General features: G+C 73.4%; 19 protein-coding genes. 5 read left to right on the top strand and 14 right to left on the bottom strand.

All coding sequences use genetic code 11. The features are described from left to right. The 4 genes from ACGFIG_RS23300 to ACGFIG_RS23315 all read right to left on the bottom strand — a co-directional run bounded on the left by ACGFIG_RS23300 (nt 1) and on the right by ACGFIG_RS23315 (nt 4,943). Nucleotides 1-1,218, bottom strand: a complete 1,218-nt coding sequence (locus ACGFIG_RS23300) for a glycosyltransferase (protein WP_393006081.1) — start codon at nt 1,216-1,218, stop codon at nt 1-3. Continuing rightward, nucleotides 1,215-2,552, bottom strand: a complete 1,338-nt coding sequence (locus ACGFIG_RS23305) for a glycosyl transferase family 1 (RefSeq protein WP_393006083.1) — start codon at nt 2,550-2,552, stop codon at nt 1,215-1,217. Before ACGFIG_RS23305 ends, ACGFIG_RS23300 begins: the two co-directional genes overlap by 4 nt. Next, the gene (locus tag ACGFIG_RS23310; protein ID WP_393006085.1) at nt 2,549-3,907 is read right to left on the bottom strand and encodes a lipopolysaccharide biosynthesis protein; all 1,359 of its coding nucleotides are present in this window, start codon (nt 3,905-3,907) and stop codon (nt 2,549-2,551) included. Before ACGFIG_RS23310 ends, ACGFIG_RS23305 begins: the two co-directional genes overlap by 4 nt. A gap of 97 nt (nt 3,908-4,004) precedes the next feature. Next, a complete protein-coding gene (locus ACGFIG_RS23315; RefSeq protein WP_393006324.1) occupies nt 4,005-4,943 on the bottom strand; it encodes an NAD-dependent epimerase/dehydratase family protein in 939 nt (312 codons plus the stop codon). Between the two features lie 293 nt (nt 4,944-5,236). Here ACGFIG_RS23315 and ACGFIG_RS23320 point away from each other — a divergent pair, with 293 nt between their 5' ends. After that, nucleotides 5,237-6,568, top strand: coding sequence for an O-antigen ligase family protein (locus ACGFIG_RS23320; RefSeq protein WP_393006087.1), 1,332 nt, complete (start codon nt 5,237-5,239; stop codon nt 6,566-6,568). Between the two features lie 76 nt (nt 6,569-6,644). On the opposite strand, the gene ACGFIG_RS23325 is transcribed toward ACGFIG_RS23320, so the two are convergent. Then, nucleotides 6,645-7,940 (bottom strand): glycosyltransferase family 4 protein, encoded by a 1,296-nt coding sequence (locus ACGFIG_RS23325; protein ID WP_393006089.1) that lies wholly within the window; start codon nt 7,938-7,940, stop codon nt 6,645-6,647. Then, complete coding sequence (locus ACGFIG_RS23330; RefSeq protein ID WP_393006091.1) at nt 7,937-9,067, bottom strand: glycosyltransferase family 4 protein; 1,131 nt, start codon at nt 9,065-9,067, stop codon at nt 7,937-7,939. The genes ACGFIG_RS23325 and ACGFIG_RS23330 overlap by 4 nt, the downstream gene beginning before the upstream one ends. Before the next feature lie 238 nt (nt 9,068-9,305). Here ACGFIG_RS23330 and ACGFIG_RS23335 point away from each other — a divergent pair, with 238 nt between their 5' ends. Continuing rightward, nucleotides 9,306-10,490, top strand: a complete 1,185-nt coding sequence (locus ACGFIG_RS23335) for a glycosyltransferase (protein ID WP_393006093.1) — start codon at nt 9,306-9,308, stop codon at nt 10,488-10,490. Here the strand turns inward: ACGFIG_RS23335 and ACGFIG_RS23340 are convergent. Genes ACGFIG_RS23340 through ACGFIG_RS23355 form a run of 4 tightly spaced genes read right to left on the bottom strand, consistent with a single transcriptional unit; the run spans nt 10,382 to nt 14,086 of the window. After that, on the bottom strand, nt 10,382-11,080 hold the full coding sequence (locus ACGFIG_RS23340) for an acyltransferase (RefSeq protein WP_393006095.1): 699 nt from the start codon (nt 11,078-11,080) through the stop codon (nt 10,382-10,384). The genes ACGFIG_RS23335 and ACGFIG_RS23340 overlap by 109 nt on opposite strands. 54 nt (nt 11,081-11,134) lie before the next feature. Continuing rightward, on the bottom strand, nt 11,135-11,674 hold the full coding sequence (locus ACGFIG_RS23345) for a DapH/DapD/GlmU-related protein (protein WP_393006097.1): 540 nt from the start codon (nt 11,672-11,674) through the stop codon (nt 11,135-11,137). Next, nucleotides 11,613-13,142: a lipopolysaccharide biosynthesis protein gene (locus tag ACGFIG_RS23350; protein WP_393006099.1), complete on the bottom strand. Its 1,530-nt coding sequence runs from the start codon at nt 13,140-13,142 to the stop codon at nt 11,613-11,615. The genes ACGFIG_RS23345 and ACGFIG_RS23350 overlap by 62 nt, the downstream gene beginning before the upstream one ends. Beyond that, a complete protein-coding gene (locus tag ACGFIG_RS23355; protein WP_393006101.1) occupies nt 13,142-14,086 on the bottom strand; it encodes an NAD-dependent epimerase/dehydratase family protein in 945 nt (314 codons plus the stop codon). Before ACGFIG_RS23355 ends, ACGFIG_RS23350 begins: the two co-directional genes overlap by 1 nt. A 212-nt stretch (nt 14,087-14,298) precedes the next feature. Here ACGFIG_RS23355 and ACGFIG_RS23360 point away from each other — a divergent pair, with 212 nt between their 5' ends. Then, nucleotides 14,299-15,228, top strand: a complete 930-nt coding sequence (locus ACGFIG_RS23360) for an NAD(+)/NADH kinase (RefSeq protein WP_393006103.1) — start codon at nt 14,299-14,301, stop codon at nt 15,226-15,228. A gap of 27 nt (nt 15,229-15,255) precedes the next feature. Here ACGFIG_RS23360 and pgm read toward each other — a convergent pair whose 3' ends face one another. Beyond that, complete coding sequence (pgm, locus tag ACGFIG_RS23365) at nt 15,256-16,902, bottom strand: phosphoglucomutase (alpha-D-glucose-1,6-bisphosphate-dependent) (RefSeq protein ID WP_393006105.1); 1,647 nt, start codon at nt 16,900-16,902, stop codon at nt 15,256-15,258. Next, nucleotides 16,899-18,131 (bottom strand): glucose-1-phosphate adenylyltransferase, encoded by a 1,233-nt coding sequence (glgC, locus tag ACGFIG_RS23370; protein ID WP_393006107.1) that lies wholly within the window; start codon nt 18,129-18,131, stop codon nt 16,899-16,901. The genes pgm and glgC overlap by 4 nt, the downstream gene beginning before the upstream one ends. 71 nt (nt 18,132-18,202) lie before the next feature. Here glgC and glgA point away from each other — a divergent pair, with 71 nt between their 5' ends. Continuing rightward, the gene (glgA, locus tag ACGFIG_RS23375; protein ID WP_393006109.1) at nt 18,203-19,405 is read left to right on the top strand and encodes a glycogen synthase; all 1,203 of its coding nucleotides are present in this window, start codon (nt 18,203-18,205) and stop codon (nt 19,403-19,405) included. Between the two features lie 22 nt (nt 19,406-19,427). Next, the gene (locus tag ACGFIG_RS23380) at nt 19,428-19,637 is read left to right on the top strand and encodes a hypothetical protein (RefSeq protein ID WP_393006111.1); all 210 of its coding nucleotides are present in this window, start codon (nt 19,428-19,430) and stop codon (nt 19,635-19,637) included. A 68-nt stretch (nt 19,638-19,705) separates the two neighbouring features. On the opposite strand, the gene ACGFIG_RS23385 is transcribed toward ACGFIG_RS23380, so the two are convergent. Continuing rightward, on the bottom strand, nt 19,706-20,161 hold the full coding sequence (locus ACGFIG_RS23385) for a type II toxin-antitoxin system VapC family toxin (RefSeq protein WP_393006113.1): 456 nt from the start codon (nt 20,159-20,161) through the stop codon (nt 19,706-19,708). Beyond that, nucleotides 20,151-20,390 (bottom strand): AbrB/MazE/SpoVT family DNA-binding domain-containing protein, encoded by a 240-nt coding sequence (locus ACGFIG_RS23390; RefSeq protein ID WP_327027552.1) that lies wholly within the window; start codon nt 20,388-20,390, stop codon nt 20,151-20,153. The genes ACGFIG_RS23385 and ACGFIG_RS23390 overlap by 11 nt, the downstream gene beginning before the upstream one ends. Nucleotides 20,391-20,444: the final 54 nt, after the last annotated feature.

Consider the following 20,444-nt stretch of genomic DNA (forward strand, 5'->3'; position numbering starts at 1 on the left):
TCAGCGTCCCCCGTGTCCGGTGCCCGACGTCTCCCGTACGGTGTCGAGCAGGCGCGCCAGCGGCTGTGCGTACACCCGGACGTCGAAGGAGTCCAGCGCCTGCTCCCGGGCGGCCTTACGGATCAGCAGCCGTTCCTCGGCGGTCAGCCGCACCGCCCGGTGCAGCGTCGCCGCCAGCGCGTTCACGGAGTGGTCGGCGCAGACCAGGGCGTTGACGCCGTCCTCCAGGTAGCGGCCCAGATCGCTGGTCAGGTTGCAGATCACCGGGGTGCCGTTCGCCATCGACTCGCAGACCTTCGTGGGGAATCCGGCGTTGGCGTACCGTGCCGGCGGCCGGAGCAGGACGCTGAAGTCGGCCTCGCGCAGCAGTTGCGGCACCGTCCACTGCGGTACCCGGCCGACCACCTCCACCATCTCCGGCGGCTCGGTGCCGAGCAGGTCCCGCAGCTGTCGGCGGGACGGCCCCACCACCCGCAGTCGCAGCCGCGCACCGGAGCGCACCACCGCCTCGACCGCCTGGACGACGGTGCCGAGCAGATCCTTGCGCCCGGGGGTGCCGGCGTAGACCAGGGTGAGCTCGTCGCGCTCGGTGGGCGGGAGCTGTGGTGCGACCGCCAACTGCCGCACGTCGAGGGTCGGCGGCACCCGCACCACCGGGCAGCCCCGCCGCCGGAAGTGCTCCTCGAGCAGGGTGCTGATGGCGATGACGCCGGAGCAGCGCGGATAGTGGTGGCGCAGGGCGAGCTTCGCCGACAGGTGCAGGGGACCCAGCGCTCCGCCGGCGAGCTGCCGGGGGCTGTACCACTCGACCACGTCGACCACCAGCGGCACGCCGTGGCGCCGGCACCACCGGCGCAGGTGGACCATGTACGGCGTCCCGCCCCCGTAGACCACGACGTGCGAGGGCCGGGTCGGTTGCGCCGCCAGCCACGCGACCGTCCTCGCCCCCCAGCGGAGCAGCACCTGGGTCGCCTTGGCCGCTGGGCTCGCCCCGACGGGCGGCAGCTCGCCCACCCCCACGTGGGTTATCGTGCCCGGCCCCGCCGCGACCTCGACGGGTCGAGGCTCGGCCGGGGTGTGCTCACCGCCGACCACCACCACGTGTCGGCCGGCCAGGGCCAGCGACCGGGCGATCCCGTCGACCCGCCGGGAGCAGGCCTCGCCCCACGGGTAGCGGAACGGCCCCACGTAGGCCACCCAGTCGGATGAATCAGTCACCGCGCCGTCCTTTCCGACACCGGGCCGGGTACGGCCACGGCGGAGACCTCCGTCAGGCGGGCGGCGAAGGCCCGGGCCACCTGACCCCTGCTGTGGTGGCGCCACGCCCAGTCGTGCCCGGCACGGGCCAGTCGGCCGCGCAGGGCACCGTCGCGGCACAGCCGTTCGAGGGCCTGCCGCAGCTGTCTCCGGTCCTCGACGCCCACCCCCACGGCGGCCCCGGCGGCATTGAGGTGCCGCATGGAGGCGAGCTCTCCCGGCCCGTACGCCAGGACGGGTCGCCCCGCGGCCAGGTACTGGGGGATCTTGGTCGAGAGCGAGAAACGGGTGTAGCGCCGCAGCTCCGGCCGGAACGACTCCACATGCACCAGGACGTCCGCCCCGGCCAACGCGCGGGTGACCTCCGCGCCACGCAGGGGCGCGCCGAGCTGGACCTGCGGGCAGTCGGCGAACCGGTCCCGGTAGCGGGCCAGGTCCGCCTCGGGCGCGTGCACCGTCAACCGCGGTGGAGGCAGGTCGCCGGGCAGGTCGGCGAGGGCGAGGCCGACCTGACGCAGCGCCGCCCAGCGGTCGAGGTGCAGGCCCCCCACGTAGCTCAGGCGCAGCGCCCCGGGCTGCGCCGAGCCGTCCACCGGTTCGACGAAGGCGCTCTCGTCGACGCAGTTGGCGAACGCCGCGAACGACCGGTCGTACCGCCGCTCGTACTCGCTGGCCATCGCGTCGCTGATGCACAGGCCGCCGACGCAGCGGTCCATGACCCGGTCCAGGTGGCGCCGGACCGAGCGCTGCCCGTAGCCGAGCAGCTCGCCGGAGGCGTAGAGGGTCGCCGGCCAGTCGTCCATGAAGTGGGGCACCAGGGGTGCGCCACCGCACCGGGCCAGCCGGTCGGCCAGCCGCATGATCCGGACGCTGCCCAGCATCGAATAGATCACGTCGGGTCGGAACGCCCGGACCCACCCGGCCAACCGGCCGGCCACCCGCAGCGGGCTCAGATCGGCCAGGGCCCGCAGTTCGGCGTGCAGCCGGGCCGACGAGGGCGCCCCCGCCGACACCGGTATCGCCCCGATCGCCGGATCGTCCCGCTCCCACAGCCCGCCACCGCGGCCGAGCAGGCGCCGTCCGTAGTGGTCGACGGGGCTGCTGCGCGGGTCGACCCGATGGAACCGGGAACAGACCTCGGTGGAGGGCTCCACGGCGGCGGTGTAGACCTGCGCGAGCCGGTCCCGGGGCCACCCCTCGAAGAGGTTGGCCAGCGTGACGCCGCTGCCCGTGGTGGCCTGGAAGGGCTCCGCCCCGACGACGAGGACGCGGGGCAGGTCCGGCTGCCCGCTCATACCGTGACCCGCTGCCCGTACGCCGCCGGTCGGGCCCGGCCCACGGCCTGGCGGTAACCCAGCAGCGCCGCCGGGACCACCGTCACCAGCCCGACGGCCGCGCCCAGCCACGGCACCGCGGCCAGCCCCAGCGCCCCGGCGCCCCACCACTTCAGCGGCACCGCCATGACGAGGTACGCCGTCCAGCCGGCGAGCTGCGGGCGGACCACCCCGGCGGCGTTCTGCACCATGAACCAGGGCGAGGCCACCGCGAGCACCGTCCACCAGGCGCCGAGGCCGGCGAGCAGCCACCGGTCCGGCGCGTGTGCCATCCCCATCAGCGCGGCCAGCGGTTGCCCGCCGACGAGCACCACCACGACGCTGGGCAGCCCGACGGCTGCCACGGCGGCGAGGGTCATCCGACCGGTGAGGCGGCGGACCCAGGCCACCCGCCCGTGGGTCAGCGCCTCGGCGTGCGCCGGCCACAACGCCGTGGTCGCCATCGACATGAACAGCCCGAGCTGGGTGAACAGGCGGGCGGCCACGGCGAACACGGCCACGTCGGCCAGTCCGTGGGTCTGGGCGACGATCAGCGGGTCGGTGTTGGTCGCGACCGTCAGCACCGCCGTGAGCAGCAGGAACATCCCGCCCAGCCGGAGCAGCGCCCGGGCTGCGGAGGCCTCCACGCACCGCGGCGACGGGGCCAGCTCCGGCATCCGTCGGGTGTAGAGCCACAGGCTGTTCACCAGGTTGCCCAGCAGCGGGCCGCTCACCGCGGCGGCCACCAGGGGCACCGGCCCGGCGTCGAGCGCCACGGCGACCAGGGTCAGCGGCAGGCAGAGCAGGGAACCGGCCAGCTGCCACGAGTTGGCCCGGGCGACCTGCTGGACGCCGTACTGCACCCGCACGACCAGCGACATCGGCACGTTGAGGATGAAGACGGTCAGGCAGACCAGCGTCATGGCGCGGGCCGTCGGTACCAGCTCCGCGTCGGGCAGGTTGAACACGGCGGCCCACGGAACGGCGAGCGCTCCGATCCAGAGGGCGGCGCAGGCCGCACCCGCCGCGCCGGCCAGGGTCAGGTAGGCGGTGGAGACGTAGCGTCTGGCCTGCGTGACGTCGCCCCGGGCGTGGGCGTCCGCCAGCTTGGTCATCAGCCCGTTCCCGAGGCCGAGATCGGCGAAGGCCGCCATCGCGGTGAGTGCCGTCACCGCCTGCCACAGGCCGAACAGCTCCGTGCCGAGGTACCGCTGGGTGAGCGGAAGCAGCAGCAGCGGTACGGCGGCGCCGACCGCCCGGCTGCCGACCGACGTCGCGATGCCGGCGACCAGCCTCCGGTCGCGGCCCCGGTCGGCCGACGCGGGGTCGACCGCCACGGGATCGGCTGACGCGGGATCAGCCGCCCCGGGATCGACCGGCGCGGGACGAGCGTCGGCCGGCTCCGTGACGGCGCGGTGCATCGTTCCGGCCGCCCTAGACGCGACTCAGCGCGCGAGCAGCCGCCTGCCACTCGACGGTGGCCCGCAGACCGGTGCGCAGCGAGCGCGGCCGGACGGCGGGGAACAGTTCCCGCAGCCGGGCGCAGTCGGCCTGCGAGTCACGGACGTCGCCCGGCTGCGGCGGGCCGTGCTCCAGCTCGAGCGGCCGGCCGAACACGACCTCCAGCTCGGCGGCCAGTTCGAGCAGCGACGTGCGGGTGCCGAACGCCAGGTTGACCACGTCGGCCGCGCCGACCCGGCGCACCACGGCGTCGGCGATGACGTCGGTGACGTCGGCGACGTAGGTGAAGTCGCGGGTCTGCCGGCCGTCGCCGTGCAGCGTCAGGGGCCGGCCGTCGAGTGCGGCGGCGATGAACCTCGGCACCACGGCGGCGTAGGCGTGCCCGGGATCCTGCCGGGGCCCGTACACGTTGAAGAAGCGGAACGGGAGCACCTGGATGCCGAAGCAGGCAGCGTAGGCGAGGGTGTAGGTCTCGGTGGCGAGCTTGGACACCGCGTAGGGGCTCACCGGCATGGGCCGCAGCGCTTCGTGCCGGGGCAGGCCCGGAGCCGACCCGTACACCGAGGAGGAGGAGGCAACCACCACGTGTGGCACGCCGTGGCGGCGTACCGCCTCCAGCACGCTCACCGTCCCCGTGGCGTTGGCGTGGTGGCTGCGCAGCGGATCCTCGATCGAGGTGGGCACCGACCCGAGGCCGCCGAGGTGCACGACGCTGGCGGCGCCCGGCAGCGCGTCGTCGAGCACGTCCGGGTCGCAGACCGAGCCGGTGAGGACGCGGGCGGGCGCGTCCAGCAGGTTGTCCAGCGAACCGGTCGACAGGTCGTCGACCACCACGATCTCGCTGATCCGCGGCTGCTCGGCGAGCACGCGGACCAGGTTCGAGCCGATGAAGCCGGCTCCGCCGGTGACCACGATCTTCAACTGTCTCCCCCGATGTCGCGTGCTGCCCGCCGTACCGGCGCCGGCAGGGTGAAATGCCCGTTTTGCGCTCGCAAACCGGTCAACGACGGGCAGCCCGCGAAGGTCACGGCCGCATGTCAGGGCAGGTGGGTCGCGCGTGGACACCACCTCGGATCAACTTCCTCGTTGACCCTCCCGAGACGGACACGCCCACTCCGGTCGGCCGACGCCGCGTCGTACCGCCGGGCGGCGATCGGTCGGACGGCGGGCGACGACCGGACGCGGCCCCGCGAAGGAGGAGATCCGTGAGCCGACGGTACGGCGCGGACACGGCCGTGCGGGACCGGTCGGCGACGCGGGCGCCCGGCAGCCGGATGCCCCGCAGCCGCGTGCCCGCACAACGCACGGCCGGCCCCGCACACGCCGCGCCCGCGCCGCCGCGCTGGGGGTTGACCTGGCTCGGCGTGCTGCCGATCGGCCTCGCCGCCGCGCTCGCGCCCGCCGACCCCGCCCCGGTGTACGCGTCAGGGCTGTGGCTGGCCGGGCTCGCGCTGCTCGGCAGTGGACGGGTTCCCCGGCTCGGGCCGGTGGACTACCTGGGGCTGTTGCTCTGCGGCTGGATCACCGCGACCCTGATCTGGACCCGCGACCCGACCGCCAGTCAGACGGCGGTGCGGTCCTGGTGGACGGTCACGCTCCTGCTGATCGCCGCCCGGCACGTGCTGACGACCCGGGGACGGCTGCTGGCCGTGGCCGCCGCCCTGCTCAGCGGTACGACCTGGACGGCGGTCCAGGTCATTCTCGCGGGCGAGAGCGAAGAACCGGTGCTGCGCGTCGGTCTCGACAACGTGGGGGTCAACTACACCGCCTACGCGTTGACCAGCGGCGCTCTCGTCTGCGTCATGCTGCTGGTGGCCCGCGCCGGAAACCGGCTCGTCCGCGCCGTGCTCTGGGCGCTCCTTCCGTTGCTCGTGCACGCGATCGCGCTGACCGGCACCCGGGCCAGCCTCGTCGCGCTCGCCGCCGTCGCCGGCTACCTGCTCCTGGCCCTCTTCCACCGCGACGCCTGGGCCTGGTCGGCGGCGGTGTCGGCCCTCCTGCTGGCGGTCGTGCCCTTCGGCCACCTTGGCCGCCACCGTCCCGAGTTGCTGGACGCCCTCTTCAGCAGACCGTTGGACGACCTCTCCGGGCGGCTGCTCGTCTGGCCGATCGCCGAGGCCACCTTCTGGGAGTCGCCGCTCGTGGGCATCGGCGTCGGCGCCTTCCCGAGCGTGAACCCCTACTTCGGCATCGGTGCGCATTCGTTGCTGCTCACGCTCGGCAACGACGTCGGCCTGGTGGGGATCGTCATCTTCGTCGCGCTGATCGCGGGTGTGCTCGCGGGCGCCGCGCCAGGGTCCGGGCGCCGCAACGCGATGCTGGCCGGGGCCCTGATCGTCGGGTGGACCCCCATCTGGCTCAGCGGGCACTGGGAGATCTCGCCGGTCGCCTGGCTGGTGCTCGGCCTCTGGTCCCGGCTGCCCGTGGCACTGGCGACGCCGCGCCGTGGCCGCCGCCGACGTCGGCGGTCCGACGCCTTCCTGCCGGGGCGGCTCCCGACGTACCGGACGGGGCACGCGACGACCCGACGGAGCTGACCGTCGAGTGACTTGGGCATCGGTTCGACCACCGCGGCCACCGAGAGGATCACCGCCGGCAGGGGGCCGGGTGGCGTCAGCGCCGACGGGTCAGCGTGCGGCGGCGCGGCGGCGTCCGCCTCGTCTGGACCGGCAGGTCGACCTGCACGGCGGCGGACAGCCCGGCGAGGAAGTCGCGCATGCGCCGGCCCTGCGCCGACGGCCCGCGGGTCTCGCGTACGAAGGCGGCGCCGCCGTGGGCGATCCGGGCGTGTTCCGCCGGGCCGAGTCGCAGCGCCCGGTCGACCGCCTCGCGCAGCCCGTCGGCCGTGTCAGTCTCGGCGAACAGCAACCACGGCCGGTACTCGTCGGGTATGCCCGGCAGGGCGGTCGTCACCACCGGCACGCCGGCGGACAGGTACTCGATGAGTTTCGACGGGAAGGACCAGCGGACGAAGTCCTGGTCGACCGGGCGCGGGTTGACCAGCACGGCGGCCCTGGCCAGCCGGGGCAGCAACGCCTCCCGGGGCAGCAGCTCGGGCGGTGCCACGCGCGGGTCGGCCGCCGCCTGGTCGCGGAGCCAACCGTCGAGTTCGCCCCGGCCGTACACCCGCAACCGCAGGTCGGTGCCGGGCAGCGCCCGGAACGCCTCGACCAGCCGGTCGACGCCGTACGCCCGGCTCAGCCCACCGGCGTAGACCACCTCCCGGGTGCCGGTCGCGGTCGGCCGTCCCGTCGCCGCGACGGCGGGGTCCGCCGGGTTGAAGATGCCCTCCATGACGAGCCGGGGCAGGTCGGGAGCGAAGTCCTCGCCCAGCGCGTCGGTCAGCGTGACGGCCCCGGAGCAGCGGGCCAGCGCGGCGCGGACCAGCGCCCGGTCCAGCCGGCGCAGCCGCCGGACCAGCCAGCCGTCCGTGGGCAGGTCGACGCTCGGCGGGTCGGTCAGCACCGGCACCACCCGTACGCCCAGGCGACGCCCGCACAGCGCGGCGAACCAGAGGAAGGGCGAGTGCACCCCGTGCACCAGCAGGACGTCCGCCTTCCCGCCCCGCAGCATCCGCCGTCCGGTCCGCCACACGGACAGGAACCGGGTCAGGTGCTTCAGTCCGAGCAGGTTGACGAAGCCGAGCAGCCGCCCGTCGACGCCCTCCTGCCGGAACGTGCCGGAGCGGAACCGGAGCTGGCGGTTGCCCGGCCAGTTGGAGACCGGAGCCGCCGAGAGCAGCGACACGGGACAGCCTGCGGCGCGCAGACTGCGGACCAGCCCCCAGGCGAAGGTGTGGGTCTGCACCGCCATGATCGTGTCCCGGGCCATGACCTCGGCGAACAGGTCGTCCGGCACGGTGAAGCCGAGCAGGACCACCCGGACGGGGCCGCTCTCCGGCGCGGTCACCGGCGCAGCATCCGCTGGTAGATGCCGTCGAGAGCCCGGAGCATCACGTCGAGGCTGTAGCTCTCGACGACCACCTTGTGGCCCAGCTGCCCCAGGTGGCGCCGCTCCCCCGGCTCGTCGAGCAGCCCCGCCAGGGCCGCCGCCAGGGCGTCCGGGTCGCCCGCCGGCACCAGCCGGCCGCCGCCGGAGCGCAGCACCTCGACGTTGCCGCCCACCGCCGACGCGACCACCGGCAGGCCGTGCGCCATCGCCTCCAGCAACGCGTTGGACATGTTCTCGTGCAGCGTCGGGAAGACGAAGACGTCGGCCGCGGCGAGCAGGTCCGGCACGTCCAGCCGGTTGCCCAGCAGCCGCACCTCGGTGCCGTCCGCGCCGGAGAGCGCCGCGGCGATCCCGGCCCGTTCCGGACCGTCGCCGGCGACGAGCAGCACCCGCCGGGCGCCGCCGACCGGCAGCCGGCGCAGGGCGTCGGCGAGGACGCCGTACCCCTTGTCCCAGGTGAGCCGGGCCACCGCGATCATCGCGACGTCACCGGGGCGCAGGTCGAGCTGGGCGCGCATCCGCTCCCGGGCCGCCGTCGGGTCGCGCGGCACCGGGACACCGTTGGGGATCACACCCACGAACTTCCGGGCGTACGGGCGGAGGAAGTCCCGCCCGGCGGCGTACTCGCAGACGGTGGCGACGTGGCTGGCCATCCGCAGCGTGGCCGGCTCCGCGCCGTGCGTCAGCAGTCGCCGTCGCCAACTCCGCCCGTCCTGTCGCAGGTCGCGCACGGTGCCGTGCACGGTGACCAGGATCCGGGGACAGCCGGCCAGCCGGGCGGCGAGTACGCCGTGGAACCCCTCGTTCTGGAGTCCGCGTACGTGCACCAGGTCCGGACGCGTCCGGCGCAGCAGCCGCACCCACTCGCGCAGCAGGGACGCGTCGACGCCCCCGTTGCCGGCGTCCTGGTGCATGCGGACGAACTCGTACCGCTCGGCGAGCGGCGAGGCGAGCACCCGCTGGACGGCGGTCAGCGGCCCGTTGGCTCCGGGGCGACCGGCCGAGTGCTGCACGACGACCGGTCGGGACCGGCCGCCCGGTGGGGGCGCCCGGTCCGGACCGGGCGGCGGGGCGGACAACTCCACGGGCACTCCACTTCGACCTGGGCGGCACCGTCTGACTGCGTGATCGTTGGTGACAGTGGGAGCACGTAAAGTAACACGGACAAGTGATTACAATACGGATGACACTCCACAAAAGCGGATGGATGGTATGGGAACACAGGAACCGCCTCACCCCTCAGTGCGGCCACGGGGAGATCGGAGCGACGGCACACCGAAGCTGCTGGTGGTCGGGGCGTACCGGTTCCCGCACGGGGACGCCATGTCGAACCGGCTGCTGCACCTGGCGCGCTCCGCCACTCCCGACGGCGCCACCACGGTGGTCGTCAACGACTGGCCGGCCGACGGCAGCCGTCCCGATCCCGCACCGGACCTGCCCCCCGACGTACGACTCGTCACGCTGGTCGGCGGCGGCGGTGGCCGGCTCGGTCGCTGGCTGCGTCAGCGCACCCGCCCGCTGCGGGTACTGGCCGCGCTGCGGCGGGCGGGGATACGCACCGACCAACTCGTCGGGTGTTACCTGCCACTGGGGCTGTGGACCCTCACCACCTGGGCCGTCCTGCGGATGGCGCTGCGCTGTCCCCTGACCGTCGACGTGGTGGAGCGGCACGACCCGGAGCAGTTTCCGCACGGCCGGCTGGCTCCGTACTTCATCCGGCACCGGTGGTCCGCCCTCGTCGCCGGCCGCACGGCCGACCGGGTCATCGTCATCTCCGAGACGCTGGAGCGACACTTCCTCCGGCACGGCCGGCAGACCATGGTGGTCCCGCCGCAGGTCGACTGCGCCGGCTACGGCAACCCCGCGCCCCCGCCGCCGCGCGACGGCCTGCGACTGCTCTACGCCGGCTCCGCCGGCCCCAAGGACCTGCTGGGTGTCGTACTCGCGGGGATCCGCCTGCTGCCCCCCGCCGATCGCGCCCGGGTCCGGCTGGTGATCGCCGGCATCAGCCGCGACCAGGCCACCGTCGCCTCCGACCTGGACGAACCCGCCCTGGCCGAACTCGGTGACCAGGTCACGTTCCTGGGCCGGCTGCCACGCCAGCGGGTGCTCGAGGAGCTGGCCCGCGCGCACTTCTCGGTGCTGGTACGACCGACCGCCGGATACGCCCGGGCCGGGTTCCCCTCGAAGGTGCCGGAGAGCCTGGCGGCCGGCTGTCCCGTCCTGCTCAACCACACCAGCGACCTGGCCCGGCACATCGTCGACGGCCGGGAGGGCATCGTCCTGGCCGGCCCCCACGCCGAGGACGTCCGGGACGGGCTGGCCCGGGCACTCGCCCTCGACGAGACCCGGTGGTGGCGGATGAGCCGGCACGCCCGGGAGCGGGCCCGGTCCTTCGACTACCGGTCGTGGCGGCCGGCGGTGAGTGGATTCGTCACCGACGCCGGACGTGGGGCCGGGGCCGTGAACTCCGCCAACCCGGCCAGGTCGGCAGCCCGCAGGCGCTGATCCGGCGGATACAACTCCCGCTCGTGCGAGATGATCGTCTCGACCGGCCAGCGGAGTCGGATCACCCGCGCCGGGTTCCCGGCGACGATCGCGTACGGCGGCACCGAACGGGTGACCACGGCTCCCGCGCCGATCACCGCGCCACGACCCACGGTGACACCGTGCAGGATGATCGCCCGCGTACCCACCCAGACGTCGTCGCCGATCGTGACGCCCCGGTCGAGGTCCTCGTCCCCCGGCTGCTTACGCACCGCGATCATCGGCACGCCCACCCGGTCGATGCGGTGGTTGCCACCCCGGATGGTGACCTCCGGCCCGAACATGACGTTGCTGCCGATCCGGATGCGGCTGCGGGCGGCCATCAGCACGGGCCGGTAACCCAGGTCCACGTCCGAGCCGAGCTCGATCGTCCCGTAGGTGTAGACGCCGTCCGGGTCGAACGTCACCCGGTCCCCCCGAGCGGCGAAGCGTCGGGCCGTGGCCCACCCACGCACCGCGCGGCGCAGCCGGGTGCCGGCCGTGAGCAGGCCGTCCGCCATCCCCGCGAGGCGCCCGGCGAGCGGGCCCGGTCGACGGGTGTCGACACGCATCCGCCTCACCCCTCCTTACGCGCCGCAGCGCTGTTCACGGTCGGAACGCCCTGGTCAGCGGGTTCCGACACCGTAGATCTCCCGGATCGCGGCTGCCTTCTCCTGGGCCGGCAGATGCCCCACGCGCAGCGACTTCGCCCGCATCGCCGCCAGGTACTCGTCGGTGGTGCGGATGACCCGGGCCGGCACCCCTGCGGCGACGCTGTTGTCGGGTATGTCGCGGGTGACCACGGAGCCGGCACCGATGATGCAGCGGTCGCCGATCCGTACCCCCGGCATGACGATGGTCCGGACGCCGATGTAGACGTCGTCGCCGACGCTGATCGGCGCGGTCCACTCCAGATCGGGGTCCTCCTTGCGCAGGATCAGCGTCCCCCCGTCGTGGGTGACGAACTGGACCCCGGCCGTGACGTAGACGTTGTCGCCCAGGGTCACCAGCCAGGGCTCCGAGCCAAACATGCCCCGGTCGATGCCGTAGAAGCGCACCCGCCCGCGCAGGTCGACCCCGAGCGAACGGGCGAACCCCTCCGGGTCACGGGCCGCCGCTCGCCGGTCCCGCAGGGCGGTGACGATGCCGCGCACTGTACTGAACACTCTGTTCCACCTCGGGATCGTGCGGAATGGGATCGGAAACGACGGTCAGGGCCCGGCGGTAGCCGACGAGGGCCGCCGGCAGGACGGTGGCCGCGTAGGCCACGGCAGCGGCGACGGCCACACCGGTCAGCCCCACCCGGTCGGCCAGCACGACCTTGAGCGGTACGGTGACCGCCAGACACGCCGCCCAGCCGAGGAACTGCGGCCGGAGCAGACCGATGCTGTTCTGCACCATGAACAGCGGAGCCGCCACGGCGACCAGCACCGACCAGACGGCGAGAGCGACGAGCAGCGCCCCCGGCACCGGTGCGAGTTCGGCGGAGCGCACCCAGAGGCGGAGCACCTCGTCGCCGAGGAGGACGAGACCCAGCCCGGGCAGCAGCACGACACCCGCCGAAAGCAACACCATCCGCCGCGTACTGCGCCGCACCCAGCTCACGTCGCCACGGGCCAGCGCGTCGCCGTTGGCCGGCCAGAGCGGCAGGTTCACCAGGGTGACGAAGAGCGCGAGCAGGCCGAACATCCGCAGGACGACCGCGTAGTTCGCCGCCGCCTCCAGGCCGATCACCCGCCCGACGAGGAAACCGTCGATGTTGAGCACCACGGAACTCAGCACGGAGAGCGCGAAGAACCTGACCCCGAGCCGCAGCAGGCCGTGTGCCGCCGCCCGGCGTACGTGCCGTGGGCGGGGCCGCAGGGGGCGGTTCTGCCACCCGAAGTAGCAGATCGAGTTGCCCAGGTTCACCAGCGGCACGGCGAGCACGGCGGCACCGACCACCAGCACGGGAGCGGCGTCGGCGGCCACGGCCGCGAAGACCAGCCCGACCGAGACGACACTGCCCCCCGCCTGCCACAGGTTGCTCTGCGCGACCTGCTGGTGCGCGTACTGGACGCGCTGGATCAGACCCAGCGGGATGTTGGCCAGGAACGCGCCGAAGCAGAGCAGCACCACCGCCCGGGTGTCCCGGGCGACCGCCGGATCGGTGACGTTCAACAGCGTGGGCCACGGCACCGCCCGTACGGTGGCCACCAGGACCGCCAGCAGGCCGACGGCCAGCGCGCCGAGCATCGCGTAGGCGCTGGCGATCTCGCGGGCCGCCGCCTGCCGGTCGCCGGTGGCGTGCAGCCGGGCGAGCCGGGTGAGCAGCCCGTTGCCCAGCCCGAAGTCGGCGAAGAGCGCCATGCCGGTCAGCGAGGTGACCGCCATCCACAGGCCGTACCGCTGCGCGCCGAGATCGTTGAAGGCGACCGGCGTGATCAGCAGCGGCGCCACGAGACCCACCGCCTTGCCCCCGAGCGACGACGCGATGCCCGTCACCAGTGCGCGGCTGCGGGACCGGCCGGCTTCCCGGTGCGGGTCGGCGTGGCGCGGCTCCGCCGGTGCGGCGTCCTGTCGCGGTGCCGCACCCGTGGCGGCGTCGACCAGGGCCGCCGGAGCCCGGCTGGCGACCGGTGGCCGGTCGGCCATCAGACCGGCTGCTCCGCGTGCGCCTCGTACCAGCGCACCGTCTCCCGCAGCGCCTCGGCACGCGGCGCCGGCGTCACGTCGGGGAAGAGCCCGCGCAGCACCTCGTTGTCGGCGTCGGAGTGGCGGACGTCGCCGGCGCGGGGCGGGCCGTGCACCACCTCGAGGCGGCGGCCGAGCACCTCCTCCAGTTCCGCGATCAGCTCCAGCAGCGAGATCCGCGCGCCGAAGGCGAGATTCACCACGTCCGGCGCGCAGACGCGGCGCAGGACCGCGTCGACGATGACGTCCGTGACGCTGCCGACGTAGGTGAAGTCGCGGGTCTGGGTGCCGTCGCCGTGCACCTGGAGCGGCCGGCCCGCCAGCGCCGCCGAGACGAACCTCGGCACCACGGCGGCGTACGCGTGGTTGGCGGCCTGGCGGGGCCCGTAGACGTTGAAGAAGCGGAACGGCAGCACCCCGATGCCGTAACAGGAGGCGTACGCGAGCGTGTAGGCCTCCGTGGCGAGCTTGGAGACCGCGTACGGGCTGACCGGCATCGGTCGCAGCGACTCCTGCCGGGGCAGGACGGGGTTGGCGCCGTAGACGGAGGACGACGAGGCGACCACGACGTGGGGGACCCGGTGGCGACGTACGGCCTCCAGCACGCTGAGGGTGCCGGTGGCGTTGGCGTGGTGGCTGCGCAGCGGATCGTCGATGGAGCGGGGCACCGACCCGAGGGCGCCGAGGTGGACGACGCTGGCCGCCCCGCGCACCGCCTCGTCAAGCAGGTCGGGGTCGAGGATCGTCCCGGTGAACAGCCGGACCGGCAGGTCGATCAGGTTGTCCAGCGACCCGGTGGAGAGGTCGTCCACCGCGACGATGTCGGTGACGGTCGGCGCGTCGGCCAGGGCGCGTACCAGGTTGGCGCCGATGAACCCGGCACCACCGGTAACGACGATCTTCAAGATCGGTCCTCCTCGTAGGTCCCGCCCGGTGCGCCACCTGCGCGCGGGCACGGCACGTCGGCCCCTTCGGCCCGCGCCCGCCTCAACCAACGACCGGCGCACCGGCGCGTCACGCACGGTGGCACGGGCGTGACGCGGTGGTGTCTCACGCGCCCACTCCCCGCCCCGCGGTACGCCCGTGCGGAGGCCCCCGGATGTGGTGAGCTGTAGGCATGGACCGGAGCCGGCTCGGGCTGGTGCTGCATCCCACCCGGGACGTCTCCGCGGTGGTCGGCACCATCGTGACCTGGGCCGCCCGGCACCACATCGACCTGGCCGTACGCACGGAGGACCGGGACCGGGTGCCGGCCACGGTCGAGCCGCTGCCGGCGGACGAGGTGGCGGCCGGTTCCGACGCGCTGATCGCCATCGGCGGGGACGGCACGATGCTCGGGGCGCTGCGTTCGGCGGTCCGGGATCCGAAGCCGGTGCTCGGCGTGCACGTCGGCAAGCTCGGTTTCCTGGTCGAGGTGGAGCCGCAGGACCTCTCCACGGCGCTGGACCGGCTGGTCGCGCAGGACTTCACGGTGGAGAGCCACAGCTGCCTGGCCTGCGACGTCTGCGGCGACGACCTCGTCGCGTTCAACGACGTCGCGCTGATCCGCCAACCCGGTGCGGGCTTCGTCAGCGCCTCCCTCGCGGTCGACGGGCAGCAGTACGGCTACTACCGCTGCGACGCGCTGGTGGTCAGCACCCCGACCGGCTCGACCGCCTACAGCTACGCCGCGGGCGGCCCGCTCGTCTCGCCGGCCACCGAGGCGGTGGTGGTGACGCCGTCCGCCCCGATGGCCGGGATCTCCCGTGCACTGGTGCTCTCCCCCCACGAGACGGTCCGCCTGCAACTGCGCGAGGGGTCCGGGCCGGTGGCGGTGGAGGTGGACGGCATCGTCATCCGCGACGCCGCGACCGACGGCGTGGTGCAGATCCGCTACCGGCCCGACGCCGGCCTGGTGGTCCGCCTGGACCCGCGCCGCTACCAGGAACGCAACCAGCTGAAGCTGAGCCTGCTGGACCTGCCGCTGCTTCCCGAGCAGCTCCGCGAACTGCTACCGGAGAGCCTGCGGGAGCGACTGAACCGCCGCGAGCTGCCCCCACCCCGCTGACCGGGCGGGGTGGGGGCGCGACCGGGCTCAGCTGCGCTCGAGCACCTCGGTGACGAGGTCCTTCGCCTCCTGCTGGATCCGGGCCAGGTGCTCCGGGCCCTGGAACGACTCGGCGTAGATCTTGTAGACGTCCTCGGTGCCCGACGGCCGGGCGGCGAACCAGCCGGACTCCGTGGTCACCTTGAGCCCGCCGATGGGCGCGTCGTTGCCCGGGGCGGTGGTGAGGGTCGCGGTGATCGGTTCGCCGGCCAGTTCGGTGGCGGTCACCTGCTCGGGCGAGAGCTTGCCGAGCACGGCCTTCTCCTCCCGGGTCGCGGGCGCGTCGATGCGGGCGTACGCGGGCGCGCCGAAGCGCTCGGCCAGCTCCGTCCAGTGCTGGCTGGGGGTGCGGCCGGTGGTGGCGATGATCTCGGCGGCGAGCAGGCAGAGCAGGATGCCGTCCTTGTCGGTGGTCCAGGTGCTCCCGTCGCGGCGCAGGAAGGACGCCCCGGCGCTCTCCTCGCCGCCGAAGCCCACCGCGCCGTCGAGCAGCCCCGGCACGAACCACTTGAAGCCGACCGGCACCTCCAGCAGCGGGCGGCCCAGGTCGGCGGCGACCCGGTCGATCATCGAGGAGGAGACCAGCGTCTTGCCGACCGCCGCGGCGGGGCCCCACTGCGTCCGGGTGCGGAACAGGTGGGCGATCGCCACCGCGAGGTAGTGGTTGGGGTTCATCAGGCCGCCGTCGGGGGTGACGATGCCGTGCCGGTCGGCGTCGGCGTCGTTGCCGGTGGAGACCTGGTAGTCGGCGCGGGCGGCGATCAGGGAGGCCATCGCGTTCGGCGAGGAGCAGTCCATCCGGATCTTGCCGTCGCCGTCCAGCGTCATGAACCGCCAGGTCGGGTCGACCGTCGGGTTGACCACGGTCAGGTCCAGCCGGTGCCGCTCGGCGATCTCGCCCCAGTAGGCCACGCTCGCCCCGCCGAGCGGGTCGGCGCCGATGCGCACCCCGGCGTCGCGGATCGCGTCGATGTCGATCGCCGCCGGCAGGTCGTCGACGTAGCGGGCCAGGAAGTCGTACGACCCGGTGGTGTCGGCGGCGCGGGCCCGGGCGTACGGGATGCGCCGGACCTCCTTCAGGCCGTCGGCGAGGATGGCGTTGGCGCGGTCCTGGATCCACTTCGTGACGTCGGTGTCGGCCGGACCGCCGTGGGTGGGGTTGTACTTGAAGCCGCCGTCGTCGGGCGGGTTGTGCGACGGGGTGATGACGATGCCGTCGGCGAGCCCGCTGGTGCGCCCCCGGTTGTGGGCGAGGATGGCGTGCGACACCGCCGGGGTGGGCGTGTAGCCGTCCCGGCTGTCCAGCAGCACGCTGACCTCGTTGGCGGCGAGCACCTCGAGCGCGTCCACGGCGGCCGGGGCGGAGAGCGCGTGGGTGTCGCGGCCGAGGAAGAGGGGCCCGTCCAGGCCCCGCTCCCGCCGGTAGTCGCAGAGCGCCTGGGTGACCGCGAGGATGTGGTCGGAGTTGAACGCGTGGCGCAGGCTCGACCCCCGGTGCCCGGACGTGCCGAAGGAGACCTGCTGCGCCGGGTCCTGCGGGTCCGGGTGTTCGGCGTAGTAGGCGGTCACCAGTCGCGGCACGTCGACCAGGTCGGCGGGCTGGGCGGGCTTACCGGCCCGGGGGTGACTGCTCACGGTTCCACCTTCTGTCCCTTGCCGATCACCACGATGCCGTTGTCGGAGACGGTGTAGCGCTGCCGGTCCTTCTCCAGGTCGACGCCGATCTCGGCGCCCTCGGGCACGATCACGTTCTTGTCGAGGATGGCCCGACGGACGACGGCGTGCCGGCCGATGTCGACCCCCTCCATGAGCACCGCGCCGTCCACGTGCGCCCAGGAGTGCACCTTCACCTTGGGCGAGACGATCGAGTTCTCCACCAGCGAGCCGGAGATCACCGCGCCGGGCGAGACCATCGAGGCGACCGCCCGGCCGACCCGCTCGCCCCACTGGTGCACGAACTTGGCGGGTGGGTAGGTCAGCTGCCCGGTGTAGATGGGCCAGTCGAAGTTGTAGAGGTTGAACACCGGGTGCACGTTGATCAGGTCCATGTGGGCGTCGTAGAAGGAGTCGAGCGTCCCCACGTCGCGCCAGTAGCCGCGGTCCCGGTCGGTGCTGCCGGGCACCTCGTTGTCGCGGAAGTCGTAGACGTTGGCCTCGCCGCGCTCGACCAGCATCGGGATGATGCTGCCGCCCATGTCGTGCTTGCTGGTCTTGTCCTCCGCGTCGCGTTCGACCGCCTCGCACAGGGCCTTGGTGCTGAACACGTAGTTGCCCATCGAGGCGTAGATCTGGTCGGGCGCGTCGGGCAGGCCCACGGCGTCGGTGGGCTTCTCGCGGAACGCCCGGATCCGCCGGCCGTCCTCACCGACCTCGATGACGCCGAACTGGTCGGCCGTCGACAGCGGCTGGCGGATGCCGGCCACGGTGACGCTGGCGCCGGAGGCGATGTGGTCCTCCACCATCTGCCGGGGGTCCATCCGGTAGATGTGGTCGGCGCCGAAGACGATCACGTGGTCGGGCTGCTCGTCGTGGATGAGGTTGAAGCTCTGGTAGATCGCGTCGGCGGAGCCGGCGAACCACCACGGGCCACGACGCTGCTGTGCCGGCACGGGGGTGACGTAGTTGCCGAGCAGGGTCGACATCCGCCAGGTCTTGGTGATGTGCCGGTCCAGCGAGTGGGACTTGTACTGGGTCAGCACGACGATCTTGAGATATCCGGCGTTCGCCAGGTTGGACAGGACGAAGTCGACCATGCGGTACATCCCGCCGAACGGGACAGCCGGCTTGGCCCGGTCCGCGGTGAGCGGCATCAGGCGCTTACCTTCTCCGCCGGCCAGGACGATCGCGAGCACCTTGGCAGCCATGTCCAGACGCTATCCATCCCCGTGGGACTTCACCACTCGTACGGGCACACTCCTGCACTAGGGTGCGGGGGATGACGGCATCCGCACCGCTTCGCGTCGATCTGCTGACCCGGGAGTACCCGCCGGAGGTGTACGGCGGCGCCGGCGTGCACGTGGAGTACCTGGCCCGTGAACTGCGTCGACTCGCCGACGTGCGAGTGCACTGCTTCGGCGAGCCGCGCACCGGGCCGGGAGTCACCGCGTACGCCGAACCGGCGGGCCTGACCGGCGCGAACGCCGCGCTGCGGACGATGGGTGTGGACCTGGAGATGGCGGCGGCGTGTGCCGGCGCCGACGTGGTGCACAGCCACACCTGGTACGCCAACTTCGCCGGGCACACCGCGAAGCTGCTGCACGGCGTGCCGCACGTGGTGACCGCGCACAGCCTGGAGCCGCTGCGGCCGTGGAAGGCCGAGCAGCTCGGCGGCGGCTACGCGCTCTCCTCCTGGTGCGAGCGCACGGCGTTCGAGGCCGCCGACGCGGTCATCGCGGTCAGCGAGGGGATGCGCCGCGACGTGCTGGCCGCCTACCCGGCGGTCGACCCGGACCGGGTCCGGGTGGTGCACAACGGCATCGACACGGCCCAGTACGCCCCGGACCACGGCACGGACGTGGTGGACCGGCTCGGCATCGACCCGGCCCGCCCCAGCGTGGTATACGTGGGGCGGATCACCCGGCAGAAGGGCCTGCCCTACCTGCTGCGCGCGGCGCGCGACCTGCCGGCGGACACCCAGCTGGTGCTGCTCGCCGGGGCCCCCGACACCCCGGACATCGCCGCCGAGGTGGAGGGCCTGGTCGCCGAGCTGCGGGCGAACCGCTCGGGCGTGGTGTGGGTGGCCGAGATGCTGCCCAAGCACGAGGTGATCCAGGTGCTCACCCACGCCACGGTCTTCGTCTGCCCCTCCGTCTACGAGCCGATGGGCATCGTGAACCTGGAGGCGATGGCGTGCGAGACGGCGGTGGTGGCCACCGCCACCGGCGGCATCCCCGAGGTGGTCGCCGACGGCGAGACCGGGCTGCTGGTGCCCATCGCGCAGGCCACCGACGGCAGCGGCCGGCCGCTGGACCCGGACCGCTTCGTGGCCGACCTGGCGGCGGCGATGAACGAGGTGCTGGCCGACCCGGCCCGCACCGCCGACCTCGGCCGGGCCGGGCGCAAGCGCGCCGTCGCCCACTTCTCCTGGGACGCCATCGCCGCCCGCACCCTCGACCTCTACCGCTCGCTGCTGGCGTAACGCCGACCACCGGAGACCCGTGGTGGGTGACGCGGCCACCGTGCTCTACGACCCCGCCGACCCCACCGGGATCGTGCGCGACGTACGCATCGGCGACGACACCGTCATGGCGTGGCTCGGCGTCCTCTTCGCTGTGGCGTGGGGTGTGGGCGGCGGCGTCTTCCTGTGGCGTACCTGGTCGATGTGGCGCGAGAACGCCGAAGACTGGCGCTCCGGACGCCACTTCGCCTGACGGCCAACCGGGCTCAGGTGACGCCGAAGGTGGTTCGTGCAGGGCGTCGGCCGGCGGGCCGCGCGGCCTCAGCCCGTCGGGGTGATCAGATCGAGCCTCGGGAAATAGGTGCGGTAGCGGGCGCCGTCGCGGGTGAGCAGCCGGTACCCACACACCGCGGCGTGCGCCCCGATGTAGAAGTCGGCGATCGGCGATCGCTTGGCCCCTCCCTGGGACCGATATCTGGCGTAGGCCTTCCCGGCCAGGAACCCGGCCGGGTAGGGCAGTTCCTCGCGGAGGAAGTCCGCTGCGGGAAGCGCCTCGTCGAACTCCTCGATGGTGTCGAACCGCACGGAGACCTCGGCGTAGACGATCGGATTGATCACCAGGGCGCCGGTGTCCCGAGCAGCGGCGAGGGCGTCACTCGACCAGCCCGCCCAGTTCGGGTCGTCGGTGAAGATGTCGAGCAACACGTTCGTGTCCACCAGCGTCGTGGCGGAGTCGGCGGGCCGCGGTGCCAGCGCGCGGAGACGCTCACTCCCCACGTAGCAGCTCCATCAGCTCGTCGGTGGACATACCGCTGGTCTGCTTCGCACCGCCGCGCCCGCGCATGTGCCGGACCAGGCGCTGGCCCCTGGTCTCCGCGCCACTCACCCGGACGATCCGCAGCGCACCCCCCTCCTCCACGACGTCGACCTCGTCGCCCTCGTGCAGCCCGTGTCGGGCCCGCAACGCGGCCGGGATCGTGACCTGGCCCTTGCTGTTGAGTTTCATGACGCCCCCCTCTACCACGTAATACAAACGATACGTGTCGGAGGTGGATTCGGG

This window comes from Micromonospora sp. NPDC049048, from assembly GCF_043197615.1.
GTDB lineage: Bacteria > Actinomycetota > Actinomycetes > Mycobacteriales > Micromonosporaceae > Micromonospora.